The following is a 20,679-nucleotide window of genomic DNA, read 5'->3' as shown; positions in this document are numbered from 1 at the left end:
ACAGGGTTATCTGCGGTGTCAGGTACCCTGCTCTTCTGCCGCCATGGCCTCATCGAAGGCAGCCTGCAGGCGGGGCACATAGTCCTTTCTCCAGTCGGTGGTCATGAACTTGTCATAAACGGGAGCGGTAGCGGCTTCGAACTCAGCGATCTGCTCATCAGTAAACTGATGGTATTCGCAGCCAGCTTCTACCATCTTGTCAATGCAGTCCTGAGTGTAGCCGGGCAGCTCAGCCTCCAGAACGGCGCGGCCAGCCTTCTCGGCCTCGATCATAATCTCGCGGGTGGCGTCGTCCAGGCCTTCCCACCAGGTGCCGTTGGTCAGGAAGAGGTGAACCTGAGCAGCGTGATAGGTTTCCACAATGTACTTCTGAACCTCATAGAAGTTCATGGTGTAGGTGGACTGAGCGGGGTTTTCCTGGGCGGTCACGGTGCCGTTGGACAGAGCGTTATAGGTCTCAGAATAGGCCACCACGATGGGCTGAGCGCCCAGAGCGTTATAGGTGTCGGTAAGGATGTTGGACTCCATGATCCGCATCTTCAGGCCAGCCATGTCAGCAACGCTGTTGATGTCAGTGTTGGAGGTCATCTCGCGGAAGCCTGCGAACCATACGCCCAGGCCATGGATGCCGATGTCATCCAGACGAGCCATCATTTCCTGGCCGATTTCGTCGTTCATAACCTGGCTGATAACGGCAGGATCATCAGGCAGCAGGTAAGGCAGGTCCATCAGGGCGATATCCTCACAGAAAGAGGCAATGATGGCACAGGGAGCAATGCACATCTGGATAACGCCCATCTGAACGCTCTGAATGGACTCGGGGATGGAGCCAATCTGGCCGGCGGGATACAGCTCAACCGTGATGTTGCCGCCGGAGAGCTCTTCAATCTTGGCCTTCGCAGCCTTCATGGCCATATCTTCGGGAGTGCCTTCGGGCTGCATGTGAGCCATTTTGATGGTCTGCTTGGGGATGTCTACTTCGCCATTAGCGGCAGGGCTATTGCTGCCAGTGTTGGAGGCGGAATCGCCGTTGCCGCAGGCAGCCAGTGTCAGGGCCATGCTCAGCGCAAGAATCATTGCTACAATTCTCTTTTTCATGTTGTCCTCCTTAAATAATCTGTGTTTTGCACAGGGGCAAACAATTTCTCCGGGGCGACTCACTTCTTACAGGCCACCACTTCAATTTCCACCAGAGCTCCCTTGGGCAGCGCCGCTACCTGAAAGGCGGCCCGAGCGGGATAAGGCTCCTGGAAGAACTCGGCATACACCTCGTTCATGGGAACAAAATTTTTGATGTCGCTGAGATATACGGTGGTTTTTACCACGTCGCCCATGTCGTAGCCAGCGGCGGCCAGGATCTCTTTTACATTCTGCAGAGACTGGCGGCTCTGACCCCGAATCTCTTCAGAGGCGAACTCGCCGGTAGCAGGGTCCACCGGCAGCTGCCCGGAGACAAATACCATTTCACCTGCGGCGCCGATACCCTGAGAGTAGGGACCGATGGCGGCAGGTGCTGCCGGTGTGCTTATCAGATATTTCATACTTCTCCCTTCTTTCCTGTTTCCTAATATTTTCACGCTTGCGCGTTACTTGAAATTATAAGCTGTGACAATGGGTTCCCGACCGGTGTCCTGATCGTTGAAATATTCATAGAGACAAATGCCAAGGAAGGAACCACTGATATTTTTTACATTGCGCCAACCTCTGCCCAGCAGTTCACACAGCGCATAATAGCTGCGCTGAGAAGTGCGGCAGTGCAGGTACACAGGAACATCTTTGGGTACTTCGTCGATTCGGCTGCGGAACTGAGAGAGCGGGATATTTACTGCTCCCTTCAGGTGTCCGGCCTCGTATTCTGCCGGCTCTCGTACGTCAATAATATAGGCGCCGGATTCTACCAACTGCCGAACCTGATCCACTCTTACCTGCTCATAGTGCCCGTAGAGTAGATTGAGCCCCACCAGTGCCGCCATATTTACTACGTCCTTGGCAGTGCCATATACCGGGGAGTAGCACAGCTCCATCTCCTTGAGATCCTCCAGCGTGCCGCCCATGGTAATCAGTGTGGCAATCACATCAATCCGCCGTACCACGTCACCCTGACCGATGGCCTGGGCACCCAGAATCCGTCCAGTGGGCACCTCAAAGAGCAGCTTGAAGGGCATATAGCTGCTGCCGGGCATGATACCCACCTTGTCGCTGGGCAGTACATAGGCTACGTCGTAGGGGATCCCCTCTTTTTTCAGGGCTTTTTCGTTCAGGCCGGTGCAGGCTACGTTCTTTTTAAATACCCGCAAACAGGAGGTTGCGATATAGCCCTTGTTGCTGTGATTCTGGCCACAAATATGATCCGCTGCCGCACGAGCCTGCCGCTGCGCAGGACCCGCCAGGGCAAGGCTGCCGTAATGCCGCGTCATGCGATTAAAAGTCTCCACTGCGTCACCCACGGCATAAATGTCCGGATCGCTGGTTTGATAATTGTGATTCACCCGGATAGCGCCACTTTGACCCAGCTCCAGCCCTGCCTTTGCAGCAAGGCTGGTCTCCGGACGAACACCGATGGACAGGACCACGGCCTCCGCCGGAATCTCCACTGGCTGCCCATGGCGCTGGGCGATCACTGTCTGGTCGGTGATCTCCGTCACCATGCTGGAAAGATACAGTCGAATTCCCTGGTCCACGATCTCCTTGTGAAGAATCTGAGCCATGTCGTAATCAAAGGGAGCCATCACCTGATCGGCACCCTCTACTATGCTGACATTCTTTCCAGCAGTCTTCAGATTCTCTGCAACCTCGAGCCCCACAAAGCCTGCACCGGCCACCACGATGTTCTGCGCACCGGTTTTGTCGATGTAGTCCTTCACTGCACAGATATCCGTCACATTGCGCACAGTAAAAACATGCTTTGCATCGGCACCCTTGATACTCTTGGGCACCACAGCACTGGCACCGGGAGCCAGTACCAATTTGTCATAGGCCTCTTCATAGGTTTTACCGGTGGCCGTCTCCTGAACTGTTACCGTTTTCTTCTCCCGGTTGATTTCCACAACCTCACTGCCTGTACGGGCGTCGATGTTGAACCGTCGCTTGAAAGCTTCCGGCGTCATCATCACAAGGGCTGAACTCTTGGCTACCGTTCCGCTGAGATAATACGGCAAGCAGCAGTTTGAAAAGGAAACATGTGCTCCCCGTTCAAACATCACAATTTCCGCCTGTTCATCCAGCCGTCGGATCCGTGCTGCAGCTGATGCGCCTCCGGCCACCCCACCTACCACTACAACTTTTTTCATAAGCGAATTATACCTACCTTCTTAACTCGGTGCGCGGTGCAGTTACCAAATACTGCAAGCATTCCTTCTGTTAGACGTATCTATATCTTGAAGGCACCTCTCTCCGCGCGGTGGCAATGAAACTACCGCTCTGGCTCTTTGGTATACCAACCATACCCAAATCATACAGACACATAAGCAAAATGTCAATACTCAAACATTTACCGGCGCAATAATCGTGCGTTATGTATAAATAGTCCCCGAGAAAACTGTTAAAAATGCAGGTTATATTCATCAAAAACAGTTTTGGTATACCACAGTATTGACAAGGTAAACGAAATCTGTTATTGTAGCATCTGACATTTGTATTTCATTAAAAAAACAAAAAAATATTTGGTATACCACCACAAAAAATATTATTTAGGAGCATTAAAATGAACACTGTAAATGAAAATAAAGCGGATGAAATCCGCGAACTTTGCGGAAATTATGCGGTCGAGAACTTTAAAAACGGTCTAAACTGTTGTGAAAGTGTTTACAACGCTCTTCTGCGAGCTGGCGTTCTGAAAAATGTTGCGCCTGAGACTCAGGCAATGTGTATTGGTTTTGGCGGAGGTATTGGCTTGTCCGGACATACCTGCGGCGCTTTATCCGCAATTATCATGGCCTGTGGTGCCGTTTATGGCAGACCGGATCCCTGGGCCGTTCCCGCGGAAGAGCGAATGGCAGAAATTGCCGGAAAATATTATCGCAGATATAACCGGGTAGTTCATGAGTTCGAGAGCAAGTTTGGCAGCACTGACTGCGCCGGTATCTCTGCTCCCTATGAAGACTGGCACAGTGTCGAGCGGCGTAAGAACTGTCTGAAGCTCATCGCCAACTCTGCCAAGCTCGCCTATGATATTCTTCAGGTCCCTCAGGAAGAGGCTTTCCAGCTTCCATATGGCGAGAATATGGGCGGCAACACCTGATAACCCTCGCATCAACTAAGAAAAAGGAGCGTAAAGGCTGGCATGAATAAAGTAATCACCAAAGAAAAAGCTGCCTCCTTTGTACAGGATGGCAGTACCATCATGGTTGGTGACTTTCTGGGCTCTTCCACCCCGGAATGTATCATCAATGCTCTGGTTGCTCAGGGCACCAAGGACCTGACACTGATCTCCTGTACTACCGGCAATCCCCAGCACGGCTGCGGAAAGCTGATCGTCAACAAGCAGGTGAAAAAGACCATCACCTCCCATATCGGGACCAACCGCGAAACCGGCCGGCAGCTTAACGCCGGTGAGTTGGAGGTGGAATTTGTTCCTCAGGGCACTTTGGCGGAACGCATCCGCTGCGGCGGTGCCGGTCTTGGCGGTGCACTGACTCAGACGGGCCTTGGCACCTCTATTGAAGAAGGCAAAACCAAAATCGAAGTGGACGGAAAGGTTTACCTGCTCGAGAAGCCCCTGCACGCAGATGTAGCCCTACTCAAGGCATATCGGGCTGATGAGAAGGGAAACTTGGTCTATCGCCTCACTTCCCACAACATGAACACAGTTATGGCAATGGCTGCAGATATTGTCATTGCCGAAGTGGAGGATATCGTACCCACAGGCAGCCTCTCACCGGATACCGTGGTAACTCCTGGTCCGCTGGTGGATTATATTGTGCTCGCAGAGAAAGGGGCGGACTATCAATGAGTGATATAAGAGAGAGAATCGCCCGCCGGGTTGCAAAGTTCTTCAAGGACGGCGATCTGGTCAATTTGGGCATTGGACTGCCCACACTGGTGGCGGATTATTTGCCTGAAGGGCTGGAAATTGATTTTCATGGCGAAAATGGTGTTATTGGCTTGGGCAAAGCACCGGACGAAGACTCGATTGATAAGGATATTTACAATGCCGGTGTACAGCCCGCTACGCTTCTGCCGGGCGCCTCTTGCTTCGACAGCGCCATGTCTTTCTCGATTATTCGGGGTGGTCATGTGGATGTGACAGTGCTGGGTGCGCTGGAGGTGGACCAGGAAGGCAGCCTTGCCAACTGGATCATCCCCGGAAAACTGGTTCCCGGTATGGGCGGTGCTATGGATCTTGTTGCCGGCGCTCGGACAGTAATCGTGGCAACAGAGCACTGTACCAAAACCGGTGATAGTAAAATCCTTAAATCCTGTATTCTTCCCTTGACAGCATACCGTAAAGTAAATTATATTGTAACTGAGCTTTGCGTTTTGGAAGTCACTTCCAACGGGCTCCTCCTTTTGGAAACCGCCCCCGGCATTACACCCGAGGAGGTACAGGCCAAAACTCAGGCCACTCTGATCGTTCCGGAAACGGTTGGATGCATGGAATAAAATGGAGTTCTTAATCCGTAAATAACCGATGTATCTGAACGGATCAGCAGATCATGAAGAGAGAGGTTCGCGACTGTGTTTAAGCCGATTGAAAAGGAATCAGCGCTTTATCCAACAAAGTATTATGAAAAGATTATTGCTGAAATCAGCGATATGGTTTCGAACGGGGAATTAAAGGTAGGCGAGATTTTACCTTCTGAGCGGGAACTTGCCGAATATTTTGAGACAAGCCGCGTCCCCGTCCGGGAGGCGTTAAAGATTCTGGAATTTTTGGGTCTTGTTCGGCATGTGCCTGGAAAAGGAATGCAGATTTGCGAGATTGAAATTTCCTCTCTGATTAGTAAGGTCTTCTTTGGAATGAATATTTCTGAGGAGACCCCTCAGCAGCTTTTTGATATCCGCTGTCTGGTCGAGCCTTATGCAGCTGCGCAGGCCGCACTAAAGGCCAATCCGGAAGACATTCAGCGAATTCAGCAAGTGCTTTATGATGAAAATGATCTACCCATCAAAAAGCAATCAATTGACTTCCATCTGGCAGTGGTATCCGCATCTCACAATCAGCTTCTGGTGGAAATTTACAATTTTCTGGCATCTGTTCTTGCCACCTTCCGGGCCAAGAGCCTGGATGAACGCTATGAAAACGGCCCGATTCAATTCCACATTCAAATTTTCAACGCCATCAAAAATCACGATGATGTGGTTGCGCGGCATCTTATGAGCGCTCATTTGGAAGAGGAGCGAACACATCTTAAGCAATAACACTCTTGTGATTTAAAGCGGAGAGGCATCGCGCCAGCGATGCCTCTCCGCTCTTTTGAATCATTGAATCATTCTACGGTATTCATGACAACAGTAAAAGAGTGCTGCAATCTACCAAGCCAAGGATAGCGCTCTCTCCATTGCCCACTGACTTCATTTATGACGGAGTTTGCAAGTCAAAGGGCAAAAATTCCCGGTAGTCCTTTCAGAGGTTGCATCAATCAGGAACTTTTGGACACAATAAAGTATTGTAATAAAAAGCGGAATATCTTTTCTGGAAAGTATATTTTTTCGATAATATACTACATTCCAGCAAAAAATTTGATCCGGATTCTTGTAAAAGAATCCGGATCGAATTTATACAGTTCTATCTTACTTGCGGGGATTCTTGATAGCGGCCTGGGCAGCAGGGGATGGAACAGGGAAATTGATCTGGTGCCTTTCAAAGCTACAGCAAAATTGTAGTACTCTCATATTCTTATTGTTATAGAGGCAGAAAAAATCAGGCCTTCAGAGTGCGTATTTCCGGTGGGCCTATACTTTCTAACTTGCTTTTTCTGATGCAATTTCCGATCCCATCTGCCTGATGAGTTCCGCCAACTTCTCTTCACACTACACCTCGATTTTGGCATTTACATTACTTTCCGTGCGCCTACTGTTTATAATAGTGGAGTATTACCCTTCCCGAAGATAATCCTTGATCTGTCTGATGCAGCCGGTGCCGAGTTTGCGTCGCTGGCCCTTATATGCCGAAAGGGACCGGGAACAGGGTTTCGGGAGACAGTATTTTCTTCTGCCTTCAGAGGCTGTCTACCAATGTCCAGATCACTCTTTCCTTCTACAGTTCTCCGGCTCTCGTCTGTGATCTAAGCGTAGATACTTAGGGTGGTACACTGGACACATGACCATGTCAGTAGAGAGCGTTTTTATATCTATACCGTGCTTTAGAGAGGCAGCGGTGAAGGTACATAGCAGGACATGAAAACGGATACGCTTACACTCAGGCCGTTTTAAGATTGCGAATAGACATTTTCGCACCGCCGCCAGGTCTTATGGCAAATTCTTTTTCACTTGTGATGGAAGCACCCATTGTGCAGTAGCGGATTTTGGGGAAATAGGGATCGCAAGGGAGGGCAACAATGCAGCTGAAACAACCTCGTACAATACGATGGATAGGCGCTCCTTCGTTTTTTAGCTTGATTGCCCGTTCTACGGCTCGCCGGTTCAGGGCCAAAAAGGTGTACTCCACATTCTCGTACCGGGGCAGCATCATGGCAAACGTCTCAATCTCCCGAAACTGGGGCAGATAGTCCGGGTGGGCAAAGGAACCCACCTCAATCTTCCGCACTCCGGCCTCCACCAAGCTATCCAGTAATCGCAGGCGATTCTTCAGGGACATGTACCGCTCCTCATGTTGCAAGCCGTCCCGCAAGGTGGTATCTAGAACAGAAACCTCACGAATTGGAACCATATTGCCGCCCCTCTCATTCGCGCTCGACAATCAAAGAGACACCCTGGCCGCCGCCACAGCAGAAGGTGACTAGGCCACGACTAGCACCCCGGCGCTGGAGTTCATAGACCATCTTGGTAACTAGAATGCCGCCGGTCGCCGCTAGGGGATGTCCCAACGCAATTGCGCCCCCGTTGGGGTTGAGCTTTGCCACATCCATATCTAGTTCTTTGATACATGCCAAGGACTGTGCTGCAAAGGCCTCGTTCATCTCAATGACATCCATATCTGCCAGAGTCAGGCCGGTCTTTTTCAATAGCTTCCGGGTGGCATATACAGGTCCGATCCCCATGATATTGGGGTCTACTCCCACAGAGGTAAAACCATTGATATACCCCAGAATGGGACAGTTCTGAGACCTGGCCACGCTTTCCTCCATGAGGATCACCGCACTGGCACCGTCGCTATTGGGGGAACTATTACCTGCTGTACTCACACCGTTGGGCCGGAAGGCCGGCTTCAACTTTGCCAGTGTCTCCATGGTACAGTCCCGGCGGAACACGCTGTCAGCGTCCACTCTGTTCTGCGTGCCCTTCTTAGCATCTGCCACAGTTACGGGAACAATCTGCTCCCGGAAATAGCCGCTGTCCCATGCCTGCACCGCCTTACGGTGGCTCTCTACAGCAAAGGCATCGCAGTCCCGCCGTGTAATGCCGTACTTGTCCGCCAAGTTTTCCGCAGTCATGCCCATGGGCGGATTGCCAATCTCGTCCGGAGCCAGCATGGTCTTTCCCCGAAAGACAGGCGCGTTTATGTTATGAAGACGGTTCTGCTGCATCAGCACATAGGGGCGGTTGGAGTCAGACTCAACACCGCCGGCCAAGACACACTCGGCATCACCGGCACGGATCAGAGCGTCGGCCAAGGAAATGGCAGTCAAGGATGTGCCGCAACGGCGGTCTACAGTAATAGCTGGTACCGTAATGGGCAGTCCCCCCTCCAACGCCGCATAGCGGGCCATATTGGAGATGTCGTGGGCATAGAGGTTGCCGTAAATCACCTCATCCACGATTGCCGGATCGATGCCAGCCCGTCGGACCGCCTCACCGATCACCAACGCTGCCATACGATGGGCGGGCACTTCCGAAAGAGTGCCGCGGATTCGCCCCACAGGGGTTCGTACGGCGGCGACAATGGCCGTTCTTCTCATGGTTCTCTCCTCTCACACATGTCATGTATCATATAATTTCCCATAGTCTTTCGGTTACTGGCGCTCCACAATCAGAGAAATCCCCTGGCCACCCGCGCAACAGAAGGTAATCAAGCCTCGGTTGGCATTCCGGCGCCGAAGCTCATAGACCATCTTGGCCACGAGAATGCCACCAGTAGCCGCCAGCGGGTGACCCAGTGCAACGGCGCCACCGTTGGGATTGAGTTTGGTCACATCCATATCCAACTCCCTGATGCAGGCTAGAGACTGGGCTGCAAAGGCTTCGTTCATCTCAATCACATCCATATCCGCCAGGGTTAACCCGGTTTTCTTCAGCAGTTTCCGGGTAGCGGCTACGGGCCCGATGCCCATAATATTCGGATCAACGCCTGCAGAGTCAAATCCAGCAACATAACCCAAGATAGGACAGTTCAGGGACTTTGCCATGCCCTCCTCCATAAGGATCACCGCACTGGCACCGTCGCTGTTGGGAGAACTGTTGCCGGCGGTACACACGCCGTCCGGCTTAAAGGCAGGCTTTAGCTTCGCCAGCGTCTCCATGGTGCAGTCCCGGCGGAATGATTCATCTGTATCTACACACACTCGCTCGCCATTTTTTCCTGTCTCCTTGACCACCGGCAAAATTTGCTCCTGAAAGTACCCGTTATCCCACGCCTGTACCGCCTTGCGGTGGCTCTCCACTGCAAACGCATCACATTCTTGCCGGGTAATACCATACTTTTCAGCCAAGTTTTCCGCTGTCATACCAGTGGCGGGATTGCCAATCTCCTCCGGTGCCAGCATTGCCTTCCCCCGGAATGTGGGAGGCGTTAGATCGTGGAGACGTTTCTGCTGCATCATCACATAGGGACGGTTGGAATCAGACTCTGCACCACCAGTCAAAATGCACTCGGCATCGCCGGCACGGATCAGCGCGTCAGCCAGAGAGATAGCCGTTAAGGCCGAACCACAGCGTCGATCCACCGTGACACCGGGTACCGTAATGGGCAATCCACCCTCCAGTGCCGCATAACGGGCCATATTGGATATATCATGGGCACAGAGGTTGCCATAGATTACCTCGTCAATAATCGCCGAATCAATGCCGCTGCGGCGAACTGCTTCGCGAATTACCAGCGCAGCCAGCCGGTGAGCCGGCACATCAGACAGTGTACCACGGATTCTGCCCACAGGTGTGCGTACTGCTGCTACAATGGCTGTCCTTCTCATGTCCATATCACTCCTTCTTATCGTCAATGATTGCGAAGGCCCGTACCCATCCGGCACTGGCCCGATCCACCTTGACCGGCGCGCCGAAGAAATGGAACCCATAGGGGGGCAGTTGTTCCAGATTGTTTAACTTCTCATATTGGACATAGGCCTTGATTGCGCCTGCCTTGTGGCCTTCCCAGCATACGGAGGGGTCTCCGGTTTCCTGGAAGCGCTTCGTGGCATACTCCCGCGGCACATCCCAGCTCCAGGCATCCGTACCCACGGCATGTACACCCTGGTCAATGAGCCAAAGCGTAGCCTCCCGGCCAACACCACAGCCCTTGTGCAGGTACTCCGGCGTCCCCCAAGCCGTCATGGCACTGGTGCGCAGACATATTACGTCTCCCGGCTTGAGCTTAGCAGCGCAGTTCACTGCAATAAAGGGCTTGCCTTTTCTGTTGCTGTTTTGATAAATTAGGCGAGCAAACACCTCCTTTCCTACACCGCTTTCTCCCTGCAGCAATACGGTGGCATCGGAGGCAGCAATCGTGTTCGCCTTCATTACGCTATTCACAAAGTGTTGACTCTCACCGATAATATTTCCCTGCTTTAAAATGGCTTGGGCTTTTAACTGACGGTCATACTCTGCTGCCACTTGTGTGGTTCGTTCCAGTTCCAGATTCAGCCGGTTGACTTCCGTTGTATCCCGAAAAAGCGATGCAGCACCTACTAGTTTCCCTTCCTTCAGCAAGGGAAACATCCGGATGGATACATAGCGCTGTACGGTCTGAACCAGTTGTTTTCGCGAACAACTGGTTTGCCCGTGCGGAGTACATCCAGAAGACTTGCACCACTTTCGATAATGTGCATATTCTTCCCCAAAATCTTTCCGGCCGGGACTCCAAGAACCCTGGTATAAGCAGGGTTCACATAGAATATGATTCCATTTTTGTCTACTGCAACCACCGCTTCAGCCAACTCGTCTAGCAGTGGCTCCAACGGAATGTAGTGAAGTGCTCGAAGAATCTTCCGTACACGTTCTGCAGAGATAGTTCCTATACAATGTCCGTCATTGTCAACAGCGCGAACATACTCGATGTCATCTGGGATCATTTTTTCTGAAAATCCAAATAAATCGGTATCCTTTGGTAGAGAAAAAGAGGATTTTTCCGTAAGCATCGTGCGATTAGGGTTGACCAGACTGCCGATCTGAATATAGGACATACGCTTCCTCCGATGGATTCATTTTCTTCCATGCTCTAAGCCAAAAAATCAGAATGTAGTACTAATCTATCATAAAATAAAAATCTTTTCAATAATATGCAAACATGCAAACAAGCTTTCTATCTCGTCGAATTATGGAACGAAACATCATTAGCAGAGACGGATGAATATAGCAAAAATTATCACTTAAGTCCCCCATCCTAGCACTATTAGAAACTGGAATCGCTTTAGGCTGACAGAAGAACGAATCCGCCTAGCATCCTGCAGTATTATTTTGGTTAACACTATATCAAAAGTGTTGTGAGTAAACGAGCAGATAAAATAAAAGCTCTGTTGTTTGGGCCCACGCCATAAGGCATTTTCTGTACTCAAGTCACTTTGTGTATGCATCCTAATTTGGGCACTCACAATTCCAGCCACGCAGTCATCCACAGCCAGGATTGGAACAGTTGGAAAGTCTGTGTTTTAAACGTACCGAAAAGCAATCTATTCAAAGTGAAAATTCTTACAAGCCGTTAAACAAAGTATAAAAAATCAAAAAATTAGATGAGTTCTCTGATGTATCTTGTCGTGGCACAAGGTCCAATTACCACAGCATACTTCAAAATTGAACCGATTAAAACAAATATAGCAAAGTACGCTTTATTTCTTGTCTTTCCTGCACCGTATAATATTCCTGATTCCTGCTGTTTGACCTTTTTGCATGGTCATGACCAACTAGCCAGATTCTAACAGGGTTTTGGCATAGTACTGCATCACATTGATACCCATTCAATAAATGATAGTAGGCATCTTTATATTTCATTGGCAAAAGGCCAGGACCTCCTCCGCCATATCCAGGATGGTCTCCCTAAAGTGGGTGCCCGACACCACGATGGCAGTGATCCCGACTGGGGAAGATAGCCTTGGAAGGGTAAAAGGCAACGTTGAGTGCCACCACTAGGGTTTCTGATATTAGGTGCTTCACAGACCTGCTTCCCAGATAAGCAGAGTAAAGCCTGAACGTTCTTTGGCCCCAACACCTGTGGTTCTTCCTTCTGTTTACAAACATGGTTGCTTAATTTCAGCAAGCTCGTTTGCTATTATTTTGTGCATCGCCCCAAAATGAGCAAAGCCTTATTAGCATATCTTCTTTTCAGCTTCAAATGCATTTTTCAAAAAACAAACACTTTATTTGCTTAGTATACGCAGGCTCTGACATACCAGCTCGCCCAGAAACAACAGATTCCCCGGTTTTCCACTGGAAAGCCGGGGAATCTGTTGTTTACTCGATTTTACCACAAATTTCTTACCGGAGAAACTTGATAGCAACCTGGGCGGCAAGTTGTTGGAGGCGGACTTGCCCCCGGAACTGCTGGACACGGTGTCAAAGGACGAGCGGGCGCCTTGACAGGGGTACTGTCCTGCCCCCCGCCCTCCTACCTGCAGAATCCGACACGGGTGTATGGTAGGCCTTCGCCCAGCTGGAGATACGCTTTACCGTGGACGGGGATGTGCTCCACGTCCGGCCAGCGAAATAAGCATTTGCGCTTAACCTTTGGGTTGCCTGTTTTTTTCTGCAGGGCGTGCAACAAGACCAGTCTCTCAGGGATGTTGAGGGAGGAAAGGGAGCAGTGCCGCGGAAGGAATCCGCCCAGATTCAGATTCGGGCAATTCCCTGCTTTCTGGCTTCATCTGCCACTGCCTGCGCTACCGCATCTGCTATGCTTTTTTCCAACGCTGACGGCAAAATATTCTCCGGATTTAGTTCCTGCTCCTTTACCTGAGCTGCCAGTGCCTCTACGGCCCGAATCTGCATTTCGGAAGTGATCTCCCTGGCCCGCACTGCCAGCGCGCCTTTAAATATTCCGGGAAATACCAGCACGTTGTTAATCTGATTTGGAAAATCGGATCGACCGGTACCTACCACGGCGGCACCGGCTTTTTTGGCCTCATCAGGCATAATTTCCGGTGTAGGGTTGGCCATGGCAAAAACAATTCCCCGGTTCATAGAGGCTACCATTTCAGGACTGACAAGATTGGGCCTGGACACTCCTACAAATGCATCGGCGCCTTTCATTGCATCCGCCAGACTGCCCCGTTCATGACCGCAGTTGGAAATGCGGGCAATTTCCTGCTGCTCCGCATTCAGAGACTCATCTCCTTCGCAAAGGATACCGTTAATATCACACAGTACAATGTTTCCAAATCCCATGGAGATAAGCAGCTTGCCGATAGCTATACCGGCAGCTCCCGCACCATTGATTACAATTTTCATCTGTCCCATCTGCTTACCGGTAACTTTCATCGCATTGCGCATCGCAGCGGCTACCACAATTGCCGTACCATGCTGGTCATCATGGAATACAGGAATATCGCACCGTTCCTTCAGTCTCCGCTCCACCTCAAAACAGCGGGGAGCGGAAATATCCTCCAGATTGATTCCGCCAAAACTCTTGGAAATAAGATAAATGGTTTCCACCAACTTGTCTGTATCCTGGGTATCTACACAAATAGGAAACGCATCCACTCCGGCAAATTCTTTGAAGAGGACGCATTTCCCCTCCATAACCGGCATTCCGGCGGCGGGGCCAATATTGCCCAGCCCAAGCACGGCGGATCCGTCAGTAATGACGGCCACCAAATTGCTGCGCCGGGTAAGGGCAAAGGATTTCTCATAGTCCGCAGCAATCGCGCGGCAAGGTTCTGATACACCCGGCGTATATACCAGTGAGAGGTCTTCCCTTGTCTGAATGGGCTTTCGGGACACAACCTCGATTTTGCCCTGCATCTCATAGTGCAGCTTGAGGGATTCCTGATTGACGTCCATAGTTCACGCACCCTTTCTTTCCAAAATAAGAAATTGTTATATCATTCCCTCCGGATGAAATATCTGCTCGAACCGCTCCGCGCTGAGAAACCCGAGGCTGACGCAGGTCTCCTTCAGAGACATTTGTTCTGCATAGGCCCTCTGTGCGGTTTTGGCCGCATTTTCATAGCCAATATAGGGATTGAGAACCGTCACCAGCATTAGGGACTGGTGCAGATTCTTCATGCACCGCTCCCGATCTGCTGTTATCCCGGCGACACAGTTTTTGTTAAAGGAATGGATGCAGTCAGTAAGCAGCCGCACAGGCTGCAGGAAATTGTAGATACAAACAGGCATAAACACATTAAGCTCAAAATTCCCCTGAGAAGCGTCAATTCCTACCGCCACATCATTCGCCATAATTTGGACAGCCACCATGGTCACCGCCTCACACTGGGTGGGGTTGACCTTACCAGGCATAATGGAGGAGCCTGGTTCATTTGCCGGAATGCGGATCTCCCCCAGCCCGCACCGGGGGCCGGAAGCCAGCCAGCGCACATCATTTGCAATCTTCATCAGATCTGCTGCCAGGGCCTTGAGTGCGCCATGGGCAAAGACCAGTTCATCCTTACTGGTGAGCGCGTGGAATTTGTTCTCAGCGGGAAGAAAGTCTTTTTGACAATTTCGCTGACCGCCTGGGCCGCCGCCTGATCAAAGCCCGGCGGAGCATTCAGGCCGGTTCCCACTGCTGTGGCGCCCAGCGCCAGCCGGCGCAGCGGCGGCAATGCCAGTTCCATCAGTGACAGGTCCTTTTCGAGACTGTCCCGCCAACCGCTGATCTCCTGGCCCAGAGTAATGGGGACGGCATCCTGGAGATGGGTGCGGCCGCTTTTCAGCACATCGAGATTCTCCTTTTCCAAGCGTCGAAAGGTCAGCTCCACAACAGCGGCAATATGCATAGCGGTGGGAAAGGTGTCGTTGGAGCTCTGGGACATGTTAACGTGGTCATTCGGGTGAAGCAGTTTTTTCCCCGCAATCTCGTTGCCCCGATTGGCAATTACTTCATTGAGATTCATGTTGGACTGAGTCTCGCTGCCCGTCTGCCACACCACCAGAGGAAAGTGTTCGTCCAGCTTCCCGGAATCTATTTCCTCACAGACCTGAGAAATCAGCTCCATTCGCTCCTCATCCAGCCTGTCCAGACGATAATTGGCCACTGCGGCAGCTTTCTTTAACACGCTGAAGGCCCGTATAAGTTCCAACGGCATTTTCTCTGTGCCTATTTGGAAATTTTGATAGCTGCGTTGGGTCTGCGCACCCCAGTAACGGTCTGCGGGGACTTTTACTTCTCCCATAGAATCCCGCTCGATTCGATCACTCATTCTGGTTTCCTCCTTTTGGCTCTCAGCCAGTGATAATGCGGAAATTTTCCTTGAAAATCATATATTTCACTTTTATAATAGTTCAAAAAGAGGACTTCCGGCCGTTGCCGTTTAATCCTCTTGCCAGACAGAAGGCGGGGCCGAATCGGGATGAAAGAAGTTCAGGTAGATGGCCGGCTCAAGCGGCTTTGGCAGCTTTCCTGGCCAGCAATCGTAGAACAGCTGCTGGTCACAATGGTCAGTTATGTGGACACAGCCATGGTTGGCGTGCTTGGCGCGGCCGGAACCGCAGCAGTTTCAGTGAATGCCGCACCTTTATGGCTCGGAAACGGCCTGCTTACCGGCGTGGGCGTGGGCTACTCCGTTCAACTCTCCAACGCTGTCGGCGCTGGAGACGATAAACGAGCCCGGGAAATCCTGCGGCAGGGCGTGCTGGCGGTTGCAGTCGTGGGTCTTGTCGTACTGCTGGTTTATCAGTCGCTGGCCGGCGTGCTCCCCAAATGGCTGGGCACAAAGGAGGATGTTCTTCCACAGGCTGTGGCCTATCTGCGTCTTTATACCCTAGCCTCGCCCTTTACCGCTGCAAGCTTTATTTTTTCCGCCATGCTCCGGTGTATGGGCAACACCCGCACACCGCTTTATTTCAACACAGCTGCCAATGGTCTTAATGTGCTGATGAACTTCCTCATGATCTACCCCACTCGAACTGCAAGCTTCTTTGGGTACACACTGCTCATTCCAGGGGCCGGACTTGGCGCGGCAGGTGCGGCGGCAGCCTCTGCCATTTCGCTTACGGCGGCCGGCTCTGCCATGCTGGTGGCCGGAATACGCCAGGGTCCTCGCTTCCGCATCCACCTGCGCGAATGTTTTCGCCCTCAAAGAGATATCATTTGCCAAGCGGTTTATCTGGGACTTCCGTCCGCCGTTGAGCGGGCTACTATCAATCTGGGACAGATTGCCACAACCGCCATGGTGGCTTCCCTGGGAACCGTTGCTCTGGCCGCTAATCAGATTGCCACCACAGCGGAAGGCCTTTGCTATCTGCCGGCCTACGGCATTTCCTATGCCGGCGTGGCTCTGGTGGGCCAGTCGGTCGGCGCCGGAAGCCGGAAAGAGGCCTCCGCCTACGGTACGCTGGCGGCAAAACTGGGGTTTTGGTTCACCACAGGAACCGCCGCTGTTTTGTTCTTAATCGCCCCGCTTTTGACCGGTCTGTTCAATTCAGATCCACAGGTATCCCAGCTGGCGGCCCAAATGCTGCGGATTGTGGTATTCAGTGAACCGTTTTTTGCATTATCCATTGTGTGTGCCGCAACTCTGCGGGGAGCGCTGGATGTGCGCTTTCCCATGGTGGTCAGCCTGGCCAGCATGTGGGGCGTGCGGATTGTGCTGGCGCTGCTGATGGTTTATGGTCTGAAACTCGGCCTGGCCGGCGTTTGGCTGGCCATGGATATTGATTTGATCGTGCGCGGAATCCTGTGCGCTCTGCGCTGGCGGAGCGGACGCTGGGCGCGTATCTGCGGGCTGGATCGCCCGTTCTCCAAATAGCCCCGTTCGAATGGAATACATTGTGCTGCTACCAGTTGGGTGCCTTGCCCAGTATAATCGGACGCCCCGGCGGAAATACCGCCGGGGCGTTCATCCATAATTGGCGGAGTGTTTAATTCGCAGGCAACGTGAATTCCATCAGTTTGGAAACCGGGGTCTGCTCCAGATCCCACAGGCTCTGGAGCAGGACCGCACTCTGATTCCGCCCCAATACAGGAACCGCACAGCGCAAAAATTTCTCCTCCAGGCTCTGGTCCGGTATGGGATCGGTAAGGTGGCCCACCGGATAAATACGCTCAGTGTGATACTCCCGTCCATCGGTAAGTCTTACAGACACAAAAGCAGGACCCACACCCATATCCACCGGCAGGTTGTCGTAGCGCTCCGCATGGCACAGCTGGGTGGCTTTGATGATGCGCTGGATCTCCGGCTTAAAAATAAACTCAGGACAATAGTTTACCGGCATATTGTCTATCCCCAGCAAGTACAGCGCCACTTGAAAGCCTACGCTGAATTTTGCCTCATCGCCTGTTTTCGGGTCGGGGGTGACCAGCTCTCGCAGCGCGGCGGCACTAAGCTCCACCCGGACGCTGGCAATCTCTTCAGCGGTAAAATGGTGCTCTTTTGCCAGGTCAACAAAGGCATCCACCGCCCGGTGCGTGCTGCTGCAGGAGGGATACTGCTTGATGGCAAAGCCCGGAGAAGCAATGTCGTACGCACGGCCCAATGTCTCAGCCCAATCCGCGCCAAAAGGTTCAAACCTCTGGTTGGTGTACTCGTAAAGATAGCCCTCCCGGCCGTCCAGTGCGGCGGCAGAGGCAGTATAACCCGCCCCGGCCAGCAGAGCGGCCAGCACTCCGTCACTGGCGCACTTTCCAATATGGACCGATTTTGTATCCGTTCCAAAATTCTCCCGCACACCGGATGCCATAGAGGCCGCCAGCCCCAGGCAGTGTTCCGTCTTCTTCTGGTCCAGTTTCAGCAAATAAGCGCCCCCTGCGGCAGCCCCTATCACGCCGGTAATACTGCTGGCATGCCAACCCCGTTCATGCAGCGCGTGGGCACAGATGCGCCCCAGCTTGCATTCCACTTCCGTGGCCACGGCAAAGGCCTGGATGAGCTGGGCGCCGCTGGCGCCCGTTTCCTCGCCTATGGCCAGCAGCGTGGGCAGCACAGCCACCGTCGGGTGCCCCAGATTGGAGCTTGCCGTATCATCCAGCTCCAGCTCATGTCCGCTGATTCCGTTGAGGAAGGCCGCATCCCGCATGGAGAAGTTCCGGCCGATTCCGGCCACAGTGGCCCGGCCGCTCCCCTCTGTAATCGTCAGGGCCCGCTGAACCACCGGGGTCTTACTGCCCAGCAGCATAGCCCCCATGGTGTCCAAAATGAATCGTATGCAAAGCCTTCGCTCCTTTTCTCCCAGTGGAACGGGGTCTTGGATAAATTGCGCAAAGCGTTGGCTCAGCGTCATACTCTACGCCTCCCCAATCAGGTCGTCCACCAGCTGCTCCAGGTTGGCAGAGGCCTGCGTGAGTTTATCCCGGCGCTGGTGCCACTGGGAGTTAAGTACCTCCAAACGCTGCTGACCCATCTGGATCATCTCACATACCCGTTCAGGGCTGGGACCGCCGATAATGCTGCGTCTCTGGACGTTCTGCACCGGGTCCAGAGCGGCCTTGATCAGATCCTCTGGCATGTCAATTTCCATATCCAGCGCTTCCCGGGCCGCTCGATGCACTAGATGAGCGTCAATCGCTTCACAGGGGATCTGCTCCTCATGCGCAATAAGCACCAGTTTGCCCACGATCTTCTTGGCGGCAGAAAAAGATACGCCTTGGCTGCGCACCATCTCATCGGCCAGTTCCGTCATTGTGGAAAAGCCCTTGCGCGTCACCTCCAGCGCCCGCTCCCGGTCCACCTCCAAGGTGCGGACAATGCCCTCCAGGAGATATGCACTGTCTGTAATCCGCTGAGCGATCTCCATATACAGGCTGACCACAAAACCGGGTTCCCGCCCGTTGCCGGGCGTATATGCCTTCGCGGAATCCAAAGTCGTTTTTCAGCAAAGCAAAAGCCCCCTCCACCTGGATGGAGCGGCACAGGCGCAGATGAATGCCGCGCCGTGTCATGATATTTGCGGTTGCCTGCTTCCGCTTTTCCCAGAAGGTTTTGTGGAGCACGATCTCCTTGGGCTTGTTCAGGTCCTTGGCCCGGCAGCATTGTACCCGGCAGGGACATTCGCTGCAATCTTCACACCGGTACCAAGCGGTGGACACAAGCTGTCCGTCCTGCACTTGGGTTGTCTCCCGTCTCAGGTACAGCTTTCTGCCCTGTGCGCAAGTGAAGCAGTCTGCTTCGGGGTCATATTCCATATTTTCAATTCGCCCCACATGTTTGCGAAACTTGCTCGTTTTCTTCTGGTCGTAGTTGGTGGGCTTTATGAAACACATCTGGCCATTCTGCTCCAGATACAGATAATTTTCCAGACTCTCATAGCCCGCATCCGCTACAACTTCCTCATAGCGGGCCTGGTGCCACCGGGACAGCGTGTTCAGCATGGGACGCAGCGTTTTTACATCCGAACGGTCTGAGAACACCTCCAAGCCGGTGATATATTCGCTGTTTACGGCAATCTGGACATTATATCCCGGCTTTAGCTGGCCGTTTCTCATGTGATCTTCCTTCATTCGCATGAAGGTGGCGTCTGTGTCGGTCTTGGCATAGCTGTTACGCCCCTGGCCCATGATGGAAAGCATTTCTTCGTACCTCTCCCACCGCTCCAGAAGCACCTTTTCGTCTCTCATTCCCGCTGAGCCTGTCCTTTACGCCGACCCTTGCCGCTGACAAACGCAATCTTACTGGCTTCCTCCTCCAGCATGGAGCGCACAGCCGCACAGGTGCTCAGTCCGGTCATGGATTTTAGCTTCTCCTTTACTCGGGCGAGCTGTTTCTCCACGTTTTTCCGCCACACAAAGCTATACCGCCCTGCTCGGCTTTCCAGCTTTGTGCCGTCTATGAACACCGTTTTGTGGTCTGTTTCACCCTCTTCCTCCAGCTTGCGGACAAACTGGTAGAACAGGCCCTCCACCGCTTCCCGGCAGCGGCCCGTGCGGAACCGGGCAAAGGTGCTGTGATCCGGCGCTTTGCCATCCTCCAGCAGCCATTTGAAGTCTATGCGGTACTGACAGGCCTCCTCCAATTTCCGGCTGGAGTAGATCCCGCACAGATACCCGTGTACCAATACCTTGAACAACATCCGTGGATCCGCCGCCGATTTTCTCCCTTTGGAAGAATACGCTTCGTACAGTTTCCCGTACTCCAGTTCCTCAAGCTGGGCGTTTAACAGACGAACGGGTGCGTTCTCCGGTATCATCATTTCCGAATTTGGTGCAAGTACCAGTTGACCGTTCCGCTGCCGCCATAAGAATAAATAGCAGGCAACCCCGCTATTCCAATATGGCTTTCCCTACAGCCGCATAAAATGGCCCCCTGATGCAGTACCCTT

At 52.5% G+C, this 20,679-nt stretch carries 17 protein-coding genes and 2 pseudogenes; 5 read left to right on the top strand and 14 right to left on the bottom strand.

Annotation, left to right across the window (positions count from 1 at the left end):
- Positions 1-18: 18 nt before the first annotated feature.
- From dctP to ACTNB1_RS03105, 3 genes are read right to left on the bottom strand one after another with little or no spacing between them, the layout of a single operon-like run.
- Positions 19-1,098: a TRAP transporter substrate-binding protein DctP gene (dctP, locus tag ACTNB1_RS03115; protein WP_441167821.1), complete on the bottom strand. Its 1,080-nt coding sequence runs from the start codon at positions 1,096-1,098 to the stop codon at positions 19-21.
- Between the two features lie 59 nt (positions 1,099-1,157).
- On the bottom strand, positions 1,158-1,541 hold the full coding sequence (locus ACTNB1_RS03110) for a RidA family protein (protein ID WP_441167820.1): 384 nt from the start codon (positions 1,539-1,541) through the stop codon (positions 1,158-1,160).
- A 45-nt stretch (positions 1,542-1,586) separates the two neighbouring features.
- On the bottom strand, positions 1,587-3,290 hold the full coding sequence (locus ACTNB1_RS03105; RefSeq protein WP_441167819.1) for an FAD-dependent oxidoreductase: 1,704 nt from the start codon (positions 3,288-3,290) through the stop codon (positions 1,587-1,589).
- Between the two features lie 413 nt (positions 3,291-3,703).
- On the opposite strand from ACTNB1_RS03105, the gene ACTNB1_RS03100 reads away from it, so the two are divergent.
- The 4 genes from ACTNB1_RS03100 to ACTNB1_RS03085 all read left to right on the top strand — a co-directional run bounded on the left by ACTNB1_RS03100 (position 3,704) and on the right by ACTNB1_RS03085 (position 6,360).
- The gene (locus ACTNB1_RS03100; protein WP_441167818.1) at positions 3,704-4,240 is read left to right on the top strand and encodes a C-GCAxxG-C-C family protein; all 537 of its coding nucleotides are present in this window, start codon (positions 3,704-3,706) and stop codon (positions 4,238-4,240) included.
- Between the two features lie 42 nt (positions 4,241-4,282).
- Positions 4,283-4,951: a CoA transferase subunit A gene (locus ACTNB1_RS03095; RefSeq protein ID WP_441167817.1), complete on the top strand. Its 669-nt coding sequence runs from the start codon at positions 4,283-4,285 to the stop codon at positions 4,949-4,951.
- Complete coding sequence (locus ACTNB1_RS03090) at positions 4,948-5,601, top strand: 3-oxoacid CoA-transferase subunit B (protein WP_441167816.1); 654 nt, start codon at positions 4,948-4,950, stop codon at positions 5,599-5,601. Before ACTNB1_RS03095 ends, ACTNB1_RS03090 begins: the two co-directional genes overlap by 4 nt.
- Positions 5,602-5,676: 75 nt before the next feature.
- Positions 5,677-6,360, top strand: coding sequence for a FadR/GntR family transcriptional regulator (locus ACTNB1_RS03085; RefSeq protein WP_441167815.1), 684 nt, complete (start codon positions 5,677-5,679; stop codon positions 6,358-6,360).
- A gap of 1,000 nt (positions 6,361-7,360) precedes the next feature.
- Here the strand turns inward: ACTNB1_RS03085 and ACTNB1_RS03080 are convergent.
- The 7 genes and pseudogenes from ACTNB1_RS03080 to ACTNB1_RS03050 all read right to left on the bottom strand — a co-directional run bounded on the left by ACTNB1_RS03080 (position 7,361) and on the right by ACTNB1_RS03050 (position 15,626).
- Positions 7,361-7,831: a hypothetical protein gene (locus ACTNB1_RS03080; protein WP_441167814.1), complete on the bottom strand. Its 471-nt coding sequence runs from the start codon at positions 7,829-7,831 to the stop codon at positions 7,361-7,363.
- A gap of 13 nt (positions 7,832-7,844) precedes the next feature.
- Positions 7,845-9,020 carry a thiolase family protein gene (locus ACTNB1_RS03075; RefSeq protein ID WP_441167813.1) on the bottom strand — a complete coding sequence of 392 codons (1,176 nt, stop codon included), beginning with the start codon at positions 9,018-9,020 and terminating at the stop codon, positions 7,845-7,847.
- A 54-nt stretch (positions 9,021-9,074) separates the two neighbouring features.
- On the bottom strand, positions 9,075-10,250 hold the full coding sequence (locus ACTNB1_RS03070; protein WP_441167812.1) for a thiolase family protein: 1,176 nt from the start codon (positions 10,248-10,250) through the stop codon (positions 9,075-9,077).
- A gap of 7 nt (positions 10,251-10,257) precedes the next feature.
- Positions 10,258-10,983: a sigma 54-interacting transcriptional regulator gene (locus tag ACTNB1_RS03065; protein ID WP_441167811.1), complete on the bottom strand. Its 726-nt coding sequence runs from the start codon at positions 10,981-10,983 to the stop codon at positions 10,258-10,260.
- The gene (locus ACTNB1_RS03060; protein WP_441167810.1) at positions 10,977-11,456 is read right to left on the bottom strand and encodes a PAS domain-containing protein; all 480 of its coding nucleotides are present in this window, start codon (positions 11,454-11,456) and stop codon (positions 10,977-10,979) included. Before ACTNB1_RS03060 ends, ACTNB1_RS03065 begins: the two co-directional genes overlap by 7 nt.
- Positions 11,457-13,095: 1,639 nt before the next feature.
- A complete protein-coding gene (locus tag ACTNB1_RS03055) occupies positions 13,096-14,265 on the bottom strand; it encodes an NAD(P)-dependent malic enzyme (protein ID WP_441167809.1) in 1,170 nt (389 codons plus the stop codon).
- A 36-nt stretch (positions 14,266-14,301) separates the two neighbouring features.
- Positions 14,302-15,626 (bottom strand): annotated as a pseudogene (locus ACTNB1_RS03050) (class II fumarate hydratase).
- 150 nt (positions 15,627-15,776) lie between these two features.
- Here ACTNB1_RS03050 and ACTNB1_RS03045 point away from each other — a divergent pair.
- Positions 15,777-17,174 (top strand): MATE family efflux transporter, encoded by a 1,398-nt coding sequence (locus tag ACTNB1_RS03045; protein WP_441167808.1) that lies wholly within the window; start codon positions 15,777-15,779, stop codon positions 17,172-17,174.
- Positions 17,175-17,286: 112 nt separating this feature from the next.
- Here ACTNB1_RS03045 and ACTNB1_RS03040 read toward each other — a convergent pair whose 3' ends face one another.
- The 4 genes and pseudogenes from ACTNB1_RS03040 to ACTNB1_RS03025 form a co-directional block, all read right to left on the bottom strand.
- Positions 17,287-18,645: an MmgE/PrpD family protein gene (locus ACTNB1_RS03040; RefSeq protein WP_441167807.1), complete on the bottom strand. Its 1,359-nt coding sequence runs from the start codon at positions 18,643-18,645 to the stop codon at positions 17,287-17,289.
- A gap of 3 nt (positions 18,646-18,648) precedes the next feature.
- Positions 18,649-19,173 carry a hypothetical protein gene (locus ACTNB1_RS03035; protein ID WP_441167806.1) on the bottom strand — a complete coding sequence of 175 codons (525 nt, stop codon included), beginning with the start codon at positions 19,171-19,173 and terminating at the stop codon, positions 18,649-18,651.
- A 49-nt stretch (positions 19,174-19,222) separates the two neighbouring features.
- Positions 19,223-19,906, bottom strand: a pseudogene (locus ACTNB1_RS03030) (transposase); the annotation flags it as partial.
- Positions 19,907-19,974: 68 nt separating this feature from the next.
- A complete protein-coding gene (locus tag ACTNB1_RS03025; protein ID WP_441167965.1) occupies positions 19,975-20,547 on the bottom strand; it encodes a transposase in 573 nt (190 codons plus the stop codon).
- Positions 20,548-20,679 lie beyond the last annotated feature (132 nt).

Origin of the sequence: Flavonifractor sp. HCP28S3_F3 (assembly GCF_052065355.1) — a bacterium.
Classification (GTDB): Bacteria; Bacillota; Clostridia; order Oscillospirales; family Oscillospiraceae; genus Flavonifractor.
Note: the sequence above shows the minus strand (reverse complement) of the source record. Positions and strands in the feature narration are given on the sequence as shown.